At 41.1% G+C, this 18,492-nt stretch carries 17 protein-coding genes and 1 riboswitch; of the genes, 13 read left to right on the forward strand and 4 right to left on the reverse strand.

The genetic code is table 11. The features are described from left to right. Positions 1-94 precede the first annotated feature (94 nt). From yidD to rpmH, 3 genes are all read right to left on the reverse strand, one after another. Entirely contained in the window at positions 95-319 is a 225-nt protein-coding gene (yidD, locus tag PGQ38_RS14735) for a membrane protein insertion efficiency factor YidD (RefSeq protein WP_118580820.1), read from the reverse strand. A 73-nt stretch (positions 320-392) separates the two neighbouring features. Further along, positions 393-758 (reverse strand): ribonuclease P protein component, encoded by a 366-nt coding sequence (rnpA, locus tag PGQ38_RS14740; protein WP_148463049.1) that lies wholly within the window; start codon positions 756-758, stop codon positions 393-395. 79 nt (positions 759-837) lie between these two features. Then, the gene (gene rpmH, locus PGQ38_RS14745; protein ID WP_005423866.1) at positions 838-972 is read right to left on the reverse strand and encodes a 50S ribosomal protein L34; all 135 of its coding nucleotides are present in this window, start codon (positions 970-972) and stop codon (positions 838-840) included. Between the two features lie 878 nt (positions 973-1,850). On the opposite strand from rpmH, the gene dnaA reads away from it, so the two are divergent. From dnaA to PGQ38_RS14780, 7 genes are all read left to right on the forward strand, one after another. Next, the gene (gene dnaA, locus PGQ38_RS14750) at positions 1,851-3,215 is read left to right on the forward strand and encodes a chromosomal replication initiator protein DnaA (protein ID WP_118580826.1); all 1,365 of its coding nucleotides are present in this window, start codon (positions 1,851-1,853) and stop codon (positions 3,213-3,215) included. A gap of 278 nt (positions 3,216-3,493) precedes the next feature. Then, positions 3,494-4,609 carry a DNA polymerase III subunit beta gene (dnaN, locus tag PGQ38_RS14755; protein ID WP_173771302.1) on the forward strand — a complete coding sequence of 372 codons (1,116 nt, stop codon included), beginning with the start codon at positions 3,494-3,496 and terminating at the stop codon, positions 4,607-4,609. A 133-nt stretch (positions 4,610-4,742) separates the two neighbouring features. Next, positions 4,743-4,958: an RNA-binding S4 domain-containing protein gene (locus PGQ38_RS14760; RefSeq protein WP_173716655.1), complete on the forward strand. Its 216-nt coding sequence runs from the start codon at positions 4,743-4,745 to the stop codon at positions 4,956-4,958. A gap of 1 nt (position 4,959) precedes the next feature. Beyond that, positions 4,960-6,066 carry a DNA replication/repair protein RecF gene (gene recF, locus PGQ38_RS14765; protein WP_173771300.1) on the forward strand — a complete coding sequence of 369 codons (1,107 nt, stop codon included), beginning with the start codon at positions 4,960-4,962 and terminating at the stop codon, positions 6,064-6,066. Between the two features lie 52 nt (positions 6,067-6,118). Then, entirely contained in the window at positions 6,119-8,779 is a 2,661-nt protein-coding gene (locus PGQ38_RS14770; RefSeq protein WP_270432443.1) for a tetratricopeptide repeat protein, read from the forward strand. A gap of 84 nt (positions 8,780-8,863) precedes the next feature. Beyond that, positions 8,864-9,739, forward strand: coding sequence for a 16S rRNA (adenine(1518)-N(6)/adenine(1519)-N(6))-dimethyltransferase RsmA (rsmA, locus tag PGQ38_RS14775; protein WP_173771298.1), 876 nt, complete (start codon positions 8,864-8,866; stop codon positions 9,737-9,739). Positions 9,740-10,342: 603 nt separating this feature from the next. After that, a complete protein-coding gene (locus PGQ38_RS14780) occupies positions 10,343-10,792 on the forward strand; it encodes a DUF1002 domain-containing protein (RefSeq protein ID WP_118580844.1) in 450 nt (149 codons plus the stop codon). A 255-nt stretch (positions 10,793-11,047) separates the two neighbouring features. Here PGQ38_RS14780 and PGQ38_RS20840 read toward each other — a convergent pair whose 3' ends face one another. Then, complete coding sequence (locus tag PGQ38_RS20840; RefSeq protein ID WP_416386759.1) at positions 11,048-11,200, reverse strand: DUF6783 domain-containing protein; 153 nt, start codon at positions 11,198-11,200, stop codon at positions 11,048-11,050. Positions 11,201-11,319: 119 nt separating this feature from the next. Between PGQ38_RS20840 and PGQ38_RS14785 the strand changes: the two genes are divergently transcribed. From PGQ38_RS14785 to metK, 6 genes are all read left to right on the forward strand, one after another. Next, the gene (locus PGQ38_RS14785; protein ID WP_173771296.1) at positions 11,320-12,225 is read left to right on the forward strand and encodes a S1 RNA-binding domain-containing protein; all 906 of its coding nucleotides are present in this window, start codon (positions 11,320-11,322) and stop codon (positions 12,223-12,225) included. 149 nt (positions 12,226-12,374) lie between these two features. Then, positions 12,375-14,042, forward strand: coding sequence for a putative manganese-dependent inorganic diphosphatase (locus PGQ38_RS14790; protein ID WP_148463040.1), 1,668 nt, complete (start codon positions 12,375-12,377; stop codon positions 14,040-14,042). Positions 14,043-14,154: 112 nt separating this feature from the next. Continuing rightward, the gene (locus PGQ38_RS14795) at positions 14,155-14,769 is read left to right on the forward strand and encodes a flavin reductase family protein (RefSeq protein ID WP_118580850.1); all 615 of its coding nucleotides are present in this window, start codon (positions 14,155-14,157) and stop codon (positions 14,767-14,769) included. Positions 14,770-14,835: 66 nt separating this feature from the next. Continuing rightward, complete coding sequence (locus PGQ38_RS14800) at positions 14,836-15,345, forward strand: shikimate kinase (RefSeq protein WP_195380225.1); 510 nt, start codon at positions 14,836-14,838, stop codon at positions 15,343-15,345. A gap of 143 nt (positions 15,346-15,488) precedes the next feature. After that, positions 15,489-16,781: a UDP-N-acetylglucosamine 1-carboxyvinyltransferase gene (locus PGQ38_RS14805; protein ID WP_118580853.1), complete on the forward strand. Its 1,293-nt coding sequence runs from the start codon at positions 15,489-15,491 to the stop codon at positions 16,779-16,781. A gap of 152 nt (positions 16,782-16,933) precedes the next feature. After that, positions 16,934-17,035: riboswitch (SAM riboswitch) on the forward strand. Positions 17,036-17,176: 141 nt separating this feature from the next. Beyond that, entirely contained in the window at positions 17,177-18,376 is a 1,200-nt protein-coding gene (gene metK, locus PGQ38_RS14810) for a methionine adenosyltransferase (protein ID WP_173718499.1), read from the forward strand. Positions 18,377-18,492 lie beyond the last annotated feature (116 nt).

Below are 18,492 nucleotides of genomic sequence, written 5' to 3' on the forward strand. Positions count from 1 at the left end.
TTCGGTGTAACTATTCAATTGTCAAAGTTTTAGTTTTTGTGCTGAAAATCAGTTTAAAGTGTCATTTATTGTACACCATCTGTTTCAGTACAGTTTATGGCACAGGATCGTATCCTCCATGTGAAAAAGGATTGCAGCGCAAAATTCTCCACACTGCAAGAAGCCCGCCCTTTAACGCACCATATTTTTGAATTGCTTCTAAACCATATTGAGAACATGTGGGAATATAAGGACATTTTGTTCTCTTCATCGGCGATATATATTTCTGATAGAGACGAATCATATGAATCATGATATTCCTTGGACTAAATCTGCTCATGATAATTTCTCCTGCAAATCTGTTTCAATATTGCCGCTCCTTTACCGAACCAACAATACTGCCCAAATACCGTTTAATCTTCCACATGAAGCTCAGCCTCACGGCGGATCTTCATTCTGCCTGCAAGATGCATAAGCGCACTCTCAATCTCCTGATAGGACTTGTCCTTTGCATTTGGTCTTGCGACCACTACAATGTCCAGTCCCTGACGGAAGGATCTCTCATTCAGGCGGTAGCTCTCTCGTATCAGTCTGGTGACTCTGTGGCGTACCACACTATTCCCTACTTTTTTACTTACTGATATTCCCAGACGATTCTCCATGTGCCTGTCATGGTTCTCAAGCACATACATCACCAGATACCGATTTGCCTGTGATGTTCCTTTTCGGTATACCCTTTGGAATTCGTTATTTTTCTTTAAGGAGTCTGAGTATTCCATCTGATTCTCCTTTATATGATATTGAAATAATTATTTCTGTATAGAAGAAAAGACCACAGTAACTGCGGTCTTAACGGTCTTAAGCAGATAACTGCTTTCTTCCTTTTAATCTTCTGGCAGCTAATACTTTACGTCCGCCTTTTGTGCTCATACGAGCTCTGAAGCCATGGACTTTCGCTCTAGATCTTTTTTTCGGCTGAAATGTCATTTTCATAGGTAAAGCACCTCCTTTATCTATATGGAATTTAAAATTATTAACCTAATCAGAACATCATTTCAATTATATTCATAAATGGCATTCTCGTCAAGTAAAAATTCTTGCTTTCCTGGAATTTTTTATATCCACAAAGTTTTCCACACTGTGCATAACCTGTCATTTTGAAAAGGTTTACGTAACATTATCCACATTTTGTGGATAACTTGTGGATAACCTGGGGATTATCAGCAAAAATATCCACTTTTGACTGTTGATTTTAACGCATATGTCACAAAAAACAGTATATTTCGAGGGGATTCGACAGTGGATAGAGTTATACACATAATTTTTCATTATTGAAACCCGCAAAACCATGTTATGGTAACCAGAATAGTTATCAACCTTTTTATCCACATTTATCCACACACAAAATGTTGATAACTTTCCAGTTTATTCACAAGATATCCCCCATTTTTTTCCTGGAATTTTTTTATTATCCACTGCAATTTTTTCAAATTGTGGATGTTTTGTGGACAATTCTGCACTTTTCCCCAGTTGTTTTTCCTATTTTCACGTCCAGTACAACATTTTCCCACCCACATCCCCATCCTTTTACGACAATCCACAGCAGTTCTGATTTTTTCTCAGGATGTGCATACTTTTCCACATAAATTTCCTATATAAATAAGATTTTGTCGTTGCGAAAAGACAGGATTTATTATAATATATATAAGGATATTTATGTCCGTTTATCAAAATACCAGTAAAATTCCGGTATATTTAGCCTGCCACACCCTAATTTCCTGTTTCCAGCTGGTATTTTGATAAACGGACATGTCGCCGACGGACGGCATCATTTAATATAAGAAACAATCAGATGTGTACGGGAGGAAAAAATGAGCACAGTAATAGAAAAATGGGATGAAATCCTGGGAATTGTGAAAAAGGAGCACGATCTTTCCGATGTTCGATTCGACACATGGCTGAAACCCCTGAAGGTTTATGATGTCAGTGGAAATGTAGTTACCATCGTCGCTTCCGACCAGGTGCGATTAAGCTACATTAATAAGAATTACAAACTGCCTCTGCAGGTTACCATAAGCGAAGTTACCGGAATGACCGACTGCGAAGTGAAATTTATCCTTCCAGAAGACGTCCCGGCGAAGAAATCCATTTCCGACGCTGCACCTGATCAGGACAACCGTTTTAAGGCCAGATGTGAAGAAGCAAATCTGAACCCCAAATATACATTCAATACTTTTATCGTGGGCAGCAACAACAAACTGGCTCAGGCTGCAGCCCTGGCAGTAGCGGAATCTCCGGGAAATACGTACAATCCGCTGTTTATCTATGGTGGTGCAGGACTTGGCAAGACCCATCTTATGCATTCCATCGCCCACTTTATTATTGAAAATGATGATAACAGTAAGGTTCTCTATGTTACAAGTGAAGAATTTACCAATGAGCTGATCGAGACCATCCGTAATGGAAATAACACCGCCATGAGTAAATTCCGCGAGAAATACCGTAACATTGATGTCCTTCTCATTGATGATATTCAGTTTATTATAGGAAAGGAATCCACGCAGGAGGAATTTTTCCACACCTTCAACAGCCTTTACAGTGCAAACAAACAGATTATCATATCTTCCGATAAACCGCCGAAGGATATGGAAATTCTGGATGAGCGTTTCCGTTCCAGATTCGAATGGGGACTGATCGTGGATATTACTCTGCCGGATTACGAGACCAGGATGGCCATTCTTCATAAAAAAGAAGACATGGACGGCTACAATGTAAGCGAAGATGTTATCAAATATATTGCAAATAATATCAAATCCAACATCCGTGAGCTGGAAGGTGCCTTCAATAAGGTAGTTGCTTATGCAAAACTGGAGAAAAAAGAGGTTACCCTTGAACTTGCCGAGCAGGCTCTGAAGGATATCGTCGCACCGAATGAAAATAAACAGATTACTGCAGACTACATTATTTCTATGGTAGCAGAGCATTTTAATGTAAGTACTGCCGATCTTTGTGGAAATAAAAGAAGTTCCAAGATCGTGATGCCAAGACAGGTGGCAATGTATCTTTGCCGTGAAATTCTGGCGATCCCGCTGAAAAATGTAGGACAGTATCTTGGAAATCGCGACCACACTACCGTTATGCACGGCGTAGAAAAGATTGAAAAGGAGCTCCAGACCAACGAACAGCTCCAGAACACCATCGATACATTAAAGAAAAAAATTAATCCACAAACTTAACACATTTTTTCCACATTTCATGTGTATAAGATGTTGACATTATGTGTATTAATGTGAATAACTTTTGGCAACAAAATCTCTTATGTGGTTTTACACAGGTTATTCACACTCTAAACCAATGCTTTTACACGAAGTTATCCATACCCGAAACCCTTTTATTCACTGGGCGGAAGTGAGTTTTTCACATATTCACACCCCCTACGGCGGATACGGCGGATATCTTCTTAAATATATTTAATGAAAAACCCATTTTCTCCAGAAAGGAAGTTATACACATTATGAAAATCATTTGCTCCAAAAGTAACTTGTTGAAGAGCGTCAGCATTTCCTTAAAAGCTGTACCATCCAAAACAACTATGCCAATTCTGGAATGTATTCTGATTGATGCAACAACAAATCAGATCAAATTTACTACTAATGACATGGAACTTGGAATCGAAACCATTGTCGAAGGTACTATAGAAGAAAAAGGAATGGTTGCCCTGAATGCGAAAATCTTTTACGAGATCATCAGAAGACTTCCAGACAACGATGTTACCATTAAAACTGATGAAAAATTCGCTGCAACTATCACCTGTGAGAAAGCAAAATTTAATATTCCTGGAAAATCAGGAGAAGATTTCGCATATCTTCCTATGATTGAAAGAGATGAACCATTAACTATCTCTCAATATACATTAAAGAATATGATTTATCAGACAATATTCTCAATTGCAGTCAACGATAACAACAAATTAATGACTGGTGAGCTGTTTGAAATTAAGGATAATTGTCTGAAAATTGTCTCTCTGGATGGACACCGTATTGCGATCCGCAAAATGCCTCTGAAGAAAGACTATTCAGACCGCAAGGTTGTAGTTCCAGGCAAGACTCTGAATGAGATCAGTAAGATCTTATCCGGAGAAATGGATGATGTAGTCAGCATTTTCTTCACAAACAATCATATTTTATTTGAATTTGACCAGACTATGGTAGTTTCACGTCTGATCGAGGGGGAATATTTCCGTATTGACCAGATGCTTTCCAGCGATTATGAGACCAAACTTTCCATTAACAAAAAAGAATTCCTGGATTGTATCGACCGTGCCACACTCCTTGTAAGAGAAGGAGATAAGAAACCGATCATTATCCACATTACAGATGGCAGCATGGAGCTGAAGATTGATTCTGCAATGGGTTCCATGAACGAGGATATTGATATTGAGAAAGAGGGGAAAGATATTCTGATCGGATTTAATCCCAAGTTCCTGATCGATGCACTGAAGGTTATTGATGATGAGACCATCGACATTTACCTGGTAAACCCGAAAGCACCTTGCTTTATCAGAGATGAGGAAGAAACTTACACGTATCTGATTCTTCCGGTTAACATAAATCAGAACCAGGCAAGATAATGACACTTGCCACAGAGAGAAACGTAACAGACAATTGGAAGAGTATGGAAGTGAACACGGACTGCCAATAATGGCTGGAGACAGTCTGGAAAACGAATTGCAGTCGTGATGCCAGAAGAGTGGAGGCAGAAAATTGGAAATCAGAATCAGAGATGAATTTATCAAACTTGGCCAGGCACTGAAACTTGCTGAACTTGTATCAGACGGTGTTGAGGCAAAATATGTGATCAACGACGGACTTGTAAAAGTAAATGGCGAAGTAGATACCAGAAGAGGCCGCAAGGTTTATGGCGGTGACGTTATTTCCTATAATGGCCAGGATGTGAAGGTTCTGTCCGGAAACGAGTAAAATGGCTTATATTGAATCCATAAAATTAAGCAATTTCAGAAATTACGAATCGCTGGAACTTTCTTTTGACAAAGGAACCAATATTTTTTATGGGGATAATGCACAGGGAAAAACCAATATCCTGGAGTCTGTGTATCTGTGCGGAACCAGCAAATCCCATAAAGGAAGCAAAGACCGGGAGATTATCCGCTTTGAACAGGATGAAGCCCATATCCGCATGATGGTGGGAAAAGATTCCATGTCTTATAAGATTGACATGCACCTTCGGAAAAATAAGGCCAAGGGCGTGGCAATCAACGGGCTTCCCATAAAGAAGGCGAGAGAGCTTCTCGGTGTGGTGAATCTGGTTTTCTTTTCCCCGGAGGATCTGAATATTATCAAAAACGGTCCGGGAGAGCGACGAAGATTCATGGACGCGGAGCTTTGTCAGCTGGATAAACTATACCTCACAGATCTTGCCGGATACAATCATGTTCTGAACCAGAGAAATAAGCTGCTGAAGGATATGTATAAGCAGCCGGATCTTGGGGCGACTCTGGATGTATGGGATATGCAGCTGGTAAATTATGGCCGTAAGATCATTGGCAAAAGAAGAGAATTTGTGGAGTCCCTTAATGAGATCATTAAGGAAATTCACAGAAATCTTACCGGCGGTATTGAAAATATAGAAGTGATATATGAACCAAGCGTGGAGAGTGAGGCTTTGGAAGAGAGCCTTTTCCGCAACAGAGACCGGGATCTTCGGATGAAAATGACTTCGTCCGGACCTCACAGGGATGACCTAATGGTGGCTGTAAACGGAATTGACATCCGCAAATATGGTTCGCAGGGGCAGCAGAGAACAGCAGCTCTTTCCCTGAAACTTTCGGAGATTTATCTGGTGGAGAAGATCATTCATGATAAACCGGTTCTGCTTCTGGACGATGTCCTTTCGGAGCTGGACAGCAGCCGTCAGAATTATCTTCTTGAGAGTATTCATGATATTCAGACCATGATCACCTGTACTGGTCTGGATGATTTTGTCAGTCATCAGTTTACGATCAATAAAGTGTTTCACGTTGTGGCAGGGCATGTGTATCAGCCGATAGGGGGTCCTGCAGATAAATAAGCTTGCGAAGTAGTATGCGATATGCTAAACTGGCATTAACTATGGAAAGTTGGTGAAAAATTTGGACAAAGAGGAATTTCGGGTTAAACTTGAAGAGATTAACCATTTAGTAGAACAGAAAGACTATAAGGGAGCCATGAATGTTGTAGACAGCATTGACTGGCGCCGTGTGAAAAATGTTCGTACCCTTTGTGTGGTTGGTGAAATCTATGCTGCCAATAAACGCTATGAGGACAGCAAGGAAATTTTCCTGCTGGCTTATCACAGAGCCTCCATTGGTAAGAACATTCTTTATCGTCTTGTAGAAGTTTCCCTGAAGCTGGGACAGGTTTCCGAGGCAGTGGAATTTTATCAGGAGTACAGGGAAGTTGCGCCAAATGATAATACGCAGTACATCCTGAAATACAAGATCCTGAAAGAAAAAAAGGCTCCTCTTGCAGAGCAGATCAAGGTTCTGGAGGATTATAAGGAGAAAGAATTTACCGAAAAATGGTCTTACGAGCTTGCCAAACTGTACTATCAGGATGGTGACAAAGAGAAATGTCTGGAGCTTTGCAACGAGATCATTCTCTGGTTCAACGAGGGTAACTACGTGATGAAGGCTATGGACCTGAAACAGCGTATGGGTGCTCTTACCGGCGAGGAGAAAGAGCGGTATGAACAGCAGTTTGTACCGAAGCTTCTGAAACCTGAGGAAGCAGATACCATCAAGGAAGAAGAGAAAGCACCGAAAGCTGAGAACCAGGGAAGCGAATCTATTGAAAGTATTCAGATCAAGAGCGAGGATCTGGATGGCGTAGAGAGTCTTCAGGATAAAATTTCCAAAGGACTTCGTGACATCTTTGGAAGCCGTAAGATGGATGAAATGGAAGACAGCATTGTTTCCACTGAGCAGACGAAAGAGGTTCAGGAAGAAATGCTTCGTGATCCGGCTTCTGAGAAAGAATATGAAAGTGTACCGGAGCTGGAGCCTGAAACTGGCAAGGTGAAAGTGGAGAATACCAAGGAGACTGTTGCTGAAGAATCTGTGAATACAGCAGATGAGACTGCAGAGAAATCAGCGGAAGCAGTTTCAGAAGAAAATACAGAAGGTTTAGAGAATGCAGATCGTTCAGAGTCTGCAGAAGAGAAGAACGCATTTTCCACAGAAACAGAAACACCTGTTGAGAACCTGAAAATGCCTACACTGAATATTCCGGATTCTATGAAGAATATGGTACCGGAAGAGATTGAGGTTCCCAAGGCACCTGTACAGAATAACCTTTTCAGTGATGAGGCTGATGCTGCGGAGAAAATGAAAGACGAGAAACCTGCATTTGATTTTTCAAATTTCAATCTGGAGGATACGATTCTTGCTGCTGCTTCTGCACAGGGAATTGAGATTCCAGATGAGAAGGTAGATGAAGAGAAAGTTCAGGAAGAAAATAAAGAAATTGTAGAAGTCGCCAAAGAAATATCTACACAACCTCAGAAAGCTGTAAAAGAAGAAAAAGTAGAGAAGATTCCGGAAGAAGAGGAAGTTATCACTGAGGACGAGGAAGAAATCGAGCCAGAACCAGAACAGAAAAAGCCGGTTGTAGAACTTGAGGAAGAGGAATTCCTTTCCGAAGAGGATCTTCAGGCTGCTGAGGATGAGTTTATGAATGGTCCGGCAGGACATAAGGAGAAAGAAGAGCCTTCTGATGATTCCATGTCTGAGGATGAATTTATTGCCAAGCTTCTCAGAGAGAGCATTGGAGAAGAAGAGGATGAGGATATGCCTCCAGCTGCTGATGATGTGGTTGAAACTGAAGATGCAGAGGAAGAACCGGAAGATTCTGAGGACGAAAACTTTGATTTTGACGAGGATGAAGAGGAAGAAGAGTCTTCTGAATCTCTTTCCGAGGAAGAAGAACTGGAACAGTTTATTGATTCTATTCAGCCAAAGGATAAGAGAAATCCATCTGACATTGTGCCAAGAGAGAAATCACTTACCGATGATGAGAAGAAGCTGTTTACATATTTTGTAAAGGTTCCGGGAATGCGGGAACAGCTGATCAGTGCACTTTGCGATGTGCAGATGGCAGCGGCTGATAAGACCTCCAAGACTGGAAACGTGATCGTCATGGGTGGGAAAGAAACTGGTAAGACAAGACTGATCGCAAGTCTGATTCCGGCAATCTGTAAAGAGCTGAATCTGCCGGCTTCCAAGGTGGCTTATGTGTTTGCCGACCAGCTGAATGAGATGGATATTACGAAAGTGATTGGTAAACTTAGCGGTGGTTTCCTTGTCATTGAGAATGCTAATCAACTGACACAGGAAACAGTGGATATTCTGGATAAGGCTATGGAGTTCCGCACAGACGGACTTACTGTGATTATTGAGGATGAGAAGATCGGAATGCGTAAGCTGATTGCAAGATTCCCGAAATTTGCCAAGAAGTTTACATCCATGATCAACATTCCGGTATTTACCAATGATGAACTTGTAAACTTTGCAAGAGTTTACACCAAGGAAAATGGTTACAAGATCGACCAGATGGGAATGCTTGCATTGTATAATCTGATCGGTGTGAACCAGAAAGAAGACCAGCCTATGAACATTGGCGCAGTTAAGGAAATGCTTGACGCAGCAATGGCGAAATCCCAGGGCGGACTTCTGAAGTTTAATAAGAAAAAGAGAGTAGACCGTGATGGATTTACGGTTCTTTATGAGAAAGATTTTGCAAAATAAGTAATAGGGGAATTGCAGACAGCTGCCCAGATTGTGTGATTTGCAGATAATGATTAAATAATTTAAAAGAAAGAGGAAATTAATATGACCAGACCTTATTTAGGAAATCCGAAATATACCATTGAAGTTCTTCAAAAGTATAATTTTGCTTTCCAGAAAAGGTTTGGTCAGAATTTTCTTATCGATACCCATGTTCTGGAAAAAATAATCGAGGCTTCCAAGATCACCAAGGATGATTTTGTTCTGGAAATCGGACCGGGTATTGGAACCATGACCCAGTATCTGGCTGAGGCAGCCAGAGAAGTGGTGGCTGTAGAGATTGATAAGACATTGATCCCGATTCTGGAAAATGATACTTTGAAAGACTGGGATAATGTGACTGTGATCAACGAGGATATCCTGAAAGTTGATATTGCGGCGCTGGCACAGGAGAAAAATGGGGGCAAGCCTATCAAGGTGGTTGCCAATCTGCCTTATTATATTACCACGCCAATCATCATGGGACTTTTTGAAAACCATGTTCCCATTTCTTCCATCACCATTATGGTACAGAAGGAAGTGGCAGACAGAATGCAGGTTGGTCCTGGAACAAAGGATTACGGTGCTTTGTCTCTGGCTGTTCAGTATTATGCCAGACCGCAGATCATTGCGAATGTTCCGCCAAACTGTTTTATGCCAAGACCGAAGGTGGGAAGTGCTGTTATCCAGCTTGTGAGATATGAAGAGCCGCCAGTGCAGGTGGACAATGAGAAGCTGATGTTCAGGTTGATCCGGGCATCTTTTAATCAGAGAAGAAAAACATTGGTAAATGGACTGAAGAACTCCCAGGAGCTTGATTTTTCAAAAGAGGAAATTGAGAAAGCTATGGCAGAGACCGGAATTCCGGTAAATGTGAGAGGCGAAGCGCTTACTTTAGCAGAATTTGCTGATCTTGCGAACGTATTTAATAAATTGAGATAGAAGGAACTGATTTACTGCATAAATTTCATACAAATAAAAATCACCCGGTGGCTAGACGGGTGATTTTTATTTTGTCTCAAATATATTTTTTAAAAGGAAGGAGAGTCAATCACTTTTGGGTGACTGACATATGAAAAAGAAATTTTATAAAAATAATGTTGGCTGTTATTATTTTTATGATGTTAGTATATCGGGAAAGTTTGAAAGAATCGTGTTTATCTTATGAAAAATTAGTGAACGAATTTGAAAAGATTTGTAACTTCCTGGAAAAATGGGCTGTTTTTGGAGATTAGTTATAAAAAGATTATAAAGTTTTTAGATACATTTTACAAATAAAAGGAAAAGGTGTAGTATAATGGGCTGGAATCTGGAGGAAGATTTATTTCCGGTATTGATTAAATTTCAGAAGAAAATTACTTGATATGAGGAAATCAGATCATAAATATGACCAGATTCCAGCAGTTTGTGAACAGAATATTAACTATTGCTGGTCAGACCATGAACAGCAGCTATTTAATTGTTACTGGAGAGATTTGAACAGATGACATTTAATCGTTACTGGGCAAGTCTTGAACAGCAACATTCAATCAGGAGGTAATTATCATGATAAAAATGAAAAAATCAGCAGCACTTATCCTTGCAGGAGTTCTTGCATGTTCCATGCCGATGCCGGTTATGGCATCCAGTGATACAGAAGTAGTAGAAAGTCTTCTGGACAGTGGAATTGATTTTCTTGCTTCTGACCCTGGAAAAGCAGTAGACATTATTATGTATGCCAAGGATCTTGTAGACCAGCAGAACATCACAGATGACCAGGTACGAAGTGCTGTAACTCAGGCAGCAGACCATTTTGGGGTATCTCTTTCTGATTCAGAGGTAGATTCCCTTGTTTCTGTAGTACGCAAGGTTCTGGATGCAAAAATTGACGAAGATGCTCTTAGAAGCGATGTAAATTCTGTATACAGTAAGCTGCAGGATATGGGTGTTACAAAGGATGATGCCAAAGGTCTTGTGTCGAAGTTAATCGAATTTGTAAAAGGATTATTCGAATGAGAAACGTAAAATGTGCAAAATGTATAACTTTACCAAATTAAAGTAAAGATGCAAATGTGGTAAATTTATAAAAAAAGAGGAAAATGAAAGAAGAAATTGTGCAAATAAAACAAATGTTCATTATTCGTTAACAATTTGCATGTATTTTGTTCATAAGTATCTGATACTATATAATCAGTTCGAAAGAACATACACAGAAGACGTTGTAATGACACCATTACACATAAAATTTTTTCATAATAATCGCCCCGGCAGCTACTGCCGGGGCACTCCTCGTTTTAGAGCGTATTTGAAAAAGTATTCCTGCAATCTGCACGCTCTGGAGCGTGTTTGAAAAAGGTTTTTTGCAAGATGTGCGTCACAATTTTTGGAAAAATTTGTCTGAATATGCCGCTCTTTAAACGCCAGATATTACACTCTGACGCTTAAAGAGCGGTGTTTTTTCGAATGTACATTCCAAAATTTATTTGCAACGAATAAGCGGTGTGCTATAATGAAGCAAAAACAGGGGCAAAGGAGTCTAGGTCATGGCAGAGACAATGAAGGATTACGAAGCAGAACTTGAAGCTTCTTTTAAGAAAATTGAAGAAGGCGACATTCTCACAGGAACAGTTGTGAGTGTAGATGATAAAGAAATTATTGTAGATTTAAAATATTATGCAGAAGGTATTATCCCGGTAGAAGATTACAGCAGAGAGCCGGGCTTTAACGTTAAAGAAGAAGTACACCCTGGAGATGAAGTTTCCGCCACAGTCGTAAGAAAAGACGATGGAAATGGTAACATCCTTTTATCCAAAGTTGAGGCTACTGACGTCCTGGCTTGGGACAAATTAAAAGAGCTGAAAGCCTCCGGAGAGGTTCTTGATGTAGTGGTAAAAGGTGTAGTAAACGGCGGTGCAGTTGCTTATGTAGAAGGTGTGCGCGGCTTTATCCCGGCCTCCAAGCTGGCCTTGAATTACGTAGAAGACACCAACGAATATCTGAACAGACACATCCAGGTTCAGGTAATCGATGTCAATAAAGAGGACAAAAAACTGATTCTTTCTGCGAAAGAAATTTTAAGGGAAAAAGCAGAAGAGGAAAGAAAGAATAAAATTTCCAATATCCAGCCAGGCTTTGTAACAGAAGGAACTGTAGAGAGCCTTCAGCCATACGGCGCATTTGTAGATCTTGGAAACGGCGTATCCGGACTGGTACATATTTCCCAGATTTGCGAAAAGAGAATCCGTAAACCATCAGAAGTTCTTGCAGTTGGAGATAAGGTGAAAGTAAAAGTAACTGCAGTGAAAGATGGAAAACTGAGCCTGAGTATCAAAGAAGCAACTGATATGATGGCAAAAGAAGTGGAAGAAGAGAAAATTGAAATCCCACAGTCCGGAGAAGAGGCAACCACATCTCTGGGAGCTTTATTTGCAAATATTAAACTGAATTAATATAAAGTGCAGATTTGGACGATTAAGACAATCGCCCAAAATGAAAATCTTCTGTAGAGCGTGTTTGAAAAGTAGACCCGAAATAAAAAACTCTGTTTACAGATGAAAAGTGTGCAGAGGTCAGCTGAATTTTGGAAGGAAGAATGTGAATGAAGAATCAGAAAGTATTTGTAATGGGACATAAGAATCCGGATACGGATTCTATTTGTTCGGCAATTGCTTACGCAGATATCAAAAACAGAACCACCCAGACCAAGCGTTATATTCCAAGACGTGCCGGTCAGATCAATGAAGAGACCCAGTATGTACTGAATCGTTTTGGGGTACAGCCACCGGCTTATCTGGGAAATATCGGAACGCAGGTAAAAGATATGGATATCCGTCCAAAACCGGATGCAGACCGTACCATGTCCCTGAAAAATGCCTGGGATATGATGCAGAATAAAGGCATTGTGACCCTTCCCATCTGTAACAGCGAGGATGAGCTGGAGGGAATTGTAACAATCGGCGATATTGCTGATGTTTACATGGATACCAAGGACAGCTATCTTCTTTCAAATGCCAGAACTCAGTATAACAAGATCAGGGATACTCTTGACGGTGAAATTGTAGAAGGAAATGGTCACGGCTATTTTACCAAAGGGAAAATCCTTATTGGAACTGCTGATCCGGAGGTGATGAAGAACTATATCGAAGAAAATGATATGGTTATTCTTGGAAACCGTGAGGAAGATCAGTTAAAGGCAATAGAACTGAATGTAAGCTGCATTATTGTAGGAATGAGTATTCAGGTAAGTGAGAAGGTAATAAAGAAAGCTCAGGAGAGACAGATCATCATTATCTCTTCTCCATATGATACCTACACAATTGCCCGCATGATCAACCAGAGTATTCCGGTAAATTATGTGATGAAAAAAGATAATCTGGTAACTTTTAATACTGAAGATTTCACAGATGATATCCAGGATGTTATGATCAAGCACCGCCATCGTGCATTCCCTGTTATCAATAAGCGGGGAAAATGTGTGGGAACCATTTCCAGACGAAATTTCCTTGACATGCACAAGAAACAGGTAATTTTGGTAGATCATAATGAGAAAGACCAGGCTGTTGATAATATTGAGAAAGCAGAGATTCTGGAGATCATTGATCATCATAAGCTTGGTTCTCTGGAAACTATGAAGCCGATTAATTTCAGAAATGAGCCAGTTGGATGTACTGCGACAATCCTTTACCGGATTTATGACGAGCAGCGACTGGAGATTCCGCCTAAGATTGCAGGACTTCTCTGTGCAGCCATTATTTCCGATACCTTAATGTTCCGTTCCCCAACCTGCACCCAGCAGGACAAGATCGCAGCAAGTGCGCTTGCACTGATCGCGGACATTAAGATTGAAGATTTCGCAAGAGAAATGTTTAAGGCTGGAAGCAATCTGAAAGATAAAGCACCTGAAGAAATTTTCTATCAGGATTACAAGAAATTTATTGCAGAAGGAAATGTGGCTTTTGGTGTTGGACAGATCAGTTCCATGGACGAGGAAGAGCTTCAGGAGATCAAAGTTCGTCTGAAACCATTTATGGTAAGCGAGTGCGGACGCCATGGAATTACCCGTGTTTACTTTATGTTAACCAATATTATGGACGAGTCCTCAGATGTAATTTATTACGGCGAGGGCAGCGAGGAAATGGGAAAAATCGCATTCCAGCAGGAACCGGAGGATAAGTGCTTCCACCTGAAAGGCGTGGTTTCCCGTAAGAAACAGATGATCCCGGCTATGATGGAAGCTGCACAGATCATGGCAAATGACTTTAACTGATAATAAAGATTTTCCCGGCAAAGAGGCTGTTAAAAGATACTGCTCACAAAGTGAAAAGTAACGCAGATGGTTCTTTGCACGGGAAATTTTCACATAAAAGAGGAGCAAAAATATGGCAAAACAGACCTGGAAACCAGGCAATATGCTTTACCCGCTTCCTGCTGTGATGGTCAGCGTTACAGATGGCGAGGGTAATGATAATATAATAACAGTAGCGTGGGCTGGCACCGTGTGTACCAACCCGCCAATGGTAAGCATCTCCGTTCGTCCCACCAGATTTTCTTACGATATGATCTGCAAGACAAAGGAATTTGTTCTGAACCTTACCACAGAAGAGCTTGCATACGCCACCGATTATTGTGGCGTGCGGTCCGGCAGAGAGGTTGATAAATTTCAGGAGCTTCATCTTACCAAAGAAAAGGCGGATCAAGTGAAGGCACCAATGATCGGTGAAGCTCCTGTAAATATTGAATGTAAAGTTAAGAAAATTGAGAAGCTTGGTTCTCATCACATGTTCCTTGCGGAAGTAGTTGCAGTGCATGCGGACGAAGCCTATATGGATAAAAATAATAAATTTCAGCTGAATCAGTCAAAACTGATGGTATATTCCCATGGAGAATATCTGGGACTTGGAAAGAAACTGGGCACCTTTGGATATAGCGTAAAAAAAGGAAAAAAGCATAATCAGAAACTTAAAAATCATCCATTAAAAAACCGAACCCAGTAACAATTTTTTAATATGATTGCAATAATGGCTCTTATGTGTTATTATTTAAAGGAGTATCGAATGAAAATGAATAATATAACATTAATTGGAATGCCCGGTGCAGGTAAAAGCACACTGGGCGTTGTTCTTGCGAAAATACTTGGATACGAATTTTTAGATTCAGACCTTTTAATACAAAAAGAAGAAAAAAGACGTCTTTATCAGATCATTGATGAAGAAGGAGAAGAAGGTTTCAAGGCTATTGAGAATCGCGTAAATGCGTCGATTGATACAGAGAATACTGTAATTGCTACTGGGGGAAGTGTGGTATATTGCAGTGAAGCCATGGAACACTTGAAATCAATTGGGAAGGTAGTTTACCTCAGCCTTTCTCTGGAGTCTCTTGAGAAACGGCTTGGAAATCTTAAGAAGCGGGGAGTTCTTCTGAAAGAAGGACAGACCTTGAAGAGTTTATATGAGGAGCGAGTTCCCTTATACGAGAAATATGCAGACATTGTGGTAGATGAAGAAGGGAAAGATTTGGAAGCAAGTCTGCAGGCACTTTTGGAAACACTACAGACAGGGGTTATTAAGTAACTGTAGATCGTTACTATTCGCGGAATGTGTTACGATGAACGAAGTGAACAGTAACTGTGAATCAGAGGAGGGCTGTCAGGTTATTGGAGAGAAATTGACAATAGCCTTTTTGGCTCGCGGAGTAAGAATAATAGAGGTGTATTATGGAACAGTATGTGATTAAAGGTGGAAATCCGCTTGTTGGTGAAGTAGAGATAGCAGGTGCAAAGAATGCAGCGCTGGCTATTTTATCAGCAGCCATTATGACGGATGAGACAATTCTCATCGAGAATCTGCCTGACGTCAGAGACATCAATGTTTTACTGGAGGCAATAGCTGGCATCGGAGCACAGGTTGACAGAATCAATAAGTCAACTGTTAAGATCAATGGTTCTACCATTGGTGATGTAAGTGTAGATTATGAGTATATTAAGAAGATCCGTGCATCTTACTATCTTCTTGGCGCATTACTTGGCAAATATAAAAGAGCAGAAGTTCCTCTTCCAGGTGGCTGCAATATCGGAAGCCGTCCGATTGACCAGCATCTGAAAGGTTTCAGAGCCCTTGGTGCGAAAGTTGATATTCTTCATGGAGCCATTGTTGCCGAGGCATCTAATCTTCATGGAAGCCATATTTTCCTGGATGTAGTTTCTGTAGGAGCAACCATCAATATTATGATGGCAGCATCTCTTGCACCAGGACGTACGATTATTGAGAATGCTGCCAGAGAGCCACATGTAGTAGATGTTGCCAACTTCCTGAACAGCATGGGAGCCAATATCAAAGGTGCTGGTACAGATGTGATCCGTATCAAGGGTGTTGAGAAGCTTCACCGCACAGAGTATTCCATCATTCCGGACCAGATCGAGGCAGGAACCTTTATGTTCGCTGCAGCAGCTACCGGTGGGGATGTCACAGTTAAGAATGTAATTCCAAAGCATCTCGAAGCTACTACAGCTAAGCTTGAGGAAATCGGATGTGAAGTTCAGGAGTTTGATGATGCCGTACGTGTACGTGCAGTGGGCAGACTTCATCGCACTCATGTGAAGACCCTTCCATATCCGGGATATCCGACTGATATGCAGCCGCAGATTGCGGTTACCCTTGCACTTGCAGAGGGAACCAGCATCGTAACTGAGAGTATTTTTGAGAATCGCTTCAAATATGCCGATGAGCTTTCCAGAATGGGAGCCTGTATTAAGGTTGAAGGCAATTCTGCAATTATTGATGGCGTGAATAAGCTTACTGGTGCAAGAGTAAGTGCACCGGATCTTCGTGCTGGGGCAGCTCTTGTTATTGCAGGACTGGCAGCAGAGGGAATCACCATTGTGGATGATATTGTTTACATCCAGCGTGGCTATGAGAACTTCGAAGAGAAGCTTCGCAGCCTTGGCGCAGAGATCGAGAGAGTTTCCAGTGAGAAGGATATCCAGAAATTCCGCCTGCGTGTAGGGTGAATTGTTAATTTCAGATCGCAGCCTGATAGCCTTGATCTGTTGAGTATCAGATTTAATCTGGTGAAAAATAGTCATAAGACGTTAAATGTCTATTGACAATTATAAGCAATCAGTATATTGTATTGCTTGCAACAGGAAAACTGAAGAATAGCCTTTTATTCAGAGTGGTGGAGATACATAGGATCTATGAAGCCACGGCAACCCCTCGAAAGAGAGGAAGGTGCCAACCTGAGCGAGTGATCGAACAATAAGAGGATTGTTTATATAAAAAGTCATTTATAAGACAGTCCGCTTGTCCGGGCTGTTCTTTTTTTCGCGGAAAACATACAATGCAGCGATAGATATTAGCTGTTTTGGAAATTTTCGCTCCATCGAAGAAAGGGAAAAACAAAAGAATGGAAAACAAAGAAAAAATCTTATTTACTTCCGAATCTGTAACTGAAGGTCATCCGGATAAAATCTGTGATGCCATTTCTGATGCCATCCTGGATGCTCTGATCGCACAGGATCCGATGAGCCGTGTAGCCTGCGAGACTGCAACTACAACAGGTCTTGTTCTGGTTATGGGTGAGATCACTTCCAAGGCAAATATCGATATCCAGTCAATCGTAAGAGAGACAATCCGCGAGATTGGTTATACTCGTGGAAAATTCGGATTCGATGCTGATACATGTGCGGTAATCACAGCACTTGATAAACAGTCTGCTGATATTGCAATGGGTGTTGATAAAGCACTTGAGCAGAAAGAGAATCAGATGGATGAGGACGAGCTTGACTCTATTGGAGCTGGTGACCAGGGAATCCAGTTTGGTTATGCTTCCAACGAGACAGAAGAATACATGCCATACGCAATCAACATGGCACACAAACTTTCCCGTCAGCTGACAAAAGTCCGTAAAGATGGCACTCTGAAATATTTAAGACCAGATGGAAAAACTCAGGTAACAGTTGAGTATGATAAGAATGGAAAACCAAGCCGTATTGATGCAGTAGTTTGCTCCACTCAGCATGACCCGGATGTTACACAGGAGCAGATCCATGCGGACATCAAGAAATATGTATTTGATGAGATCATCCCGGCAGACATGGTAGATGAGGATACGAAATACTTTATCAACCCGACCGGACGTTTCGTTATTGGTGGACCAAACGGCGACAGCGGTCTTACAGGACGTAAGATCATTGTTGATACTTATGGCGGAACAGGACGTCACGGCGGCGGTGCCTTCTCCGGAAAAGACTGCACAAAGGTTGACCGTTCTGCAGCTTATGCAGCACGTTATGTTGCAAAGAACATTGTTGCAGCAGGTCTTGCTGACAAGTGCGAGATCCAGCTTTCCTATGCAATTGGTGTTGCACATCCGACTTCTATTCATGTAGAAACATTTGGCACAGGTAAAGTATCTGATGCGAAACTGGTAGAGATTATCCGTGAGAACTTTGACCTTCGCCCGGCTGGAATCATCAAAATGCTTGATCTCCGCCGCCCAATCTACAAACAGACTTCTGCATACGGACACTTCGGCCGTACAGATGTAGATCTTCCGTGGGAGCATCTGGACAAGGTTGATGATCTGAAGAAATATCTTGCGTAAAATTTGGGTAAAAGAAAATGGCTTGTATTGAAGCCTGCTTGAAAATTCCATATTAAAGTTAGAGCCTGGAAGAGACTGGTATATAGCAGAAGAAGTCTTTTCCAGGTTTTTTATGT

Source organism: Blautia faecis, assembly GCF_027662325.1.
Lineage (GTDB): Bacteria > Bacillota > Clostridia > Lachnospirales > Lachnospiraceae > Blautia_A > Blautia_A faecis.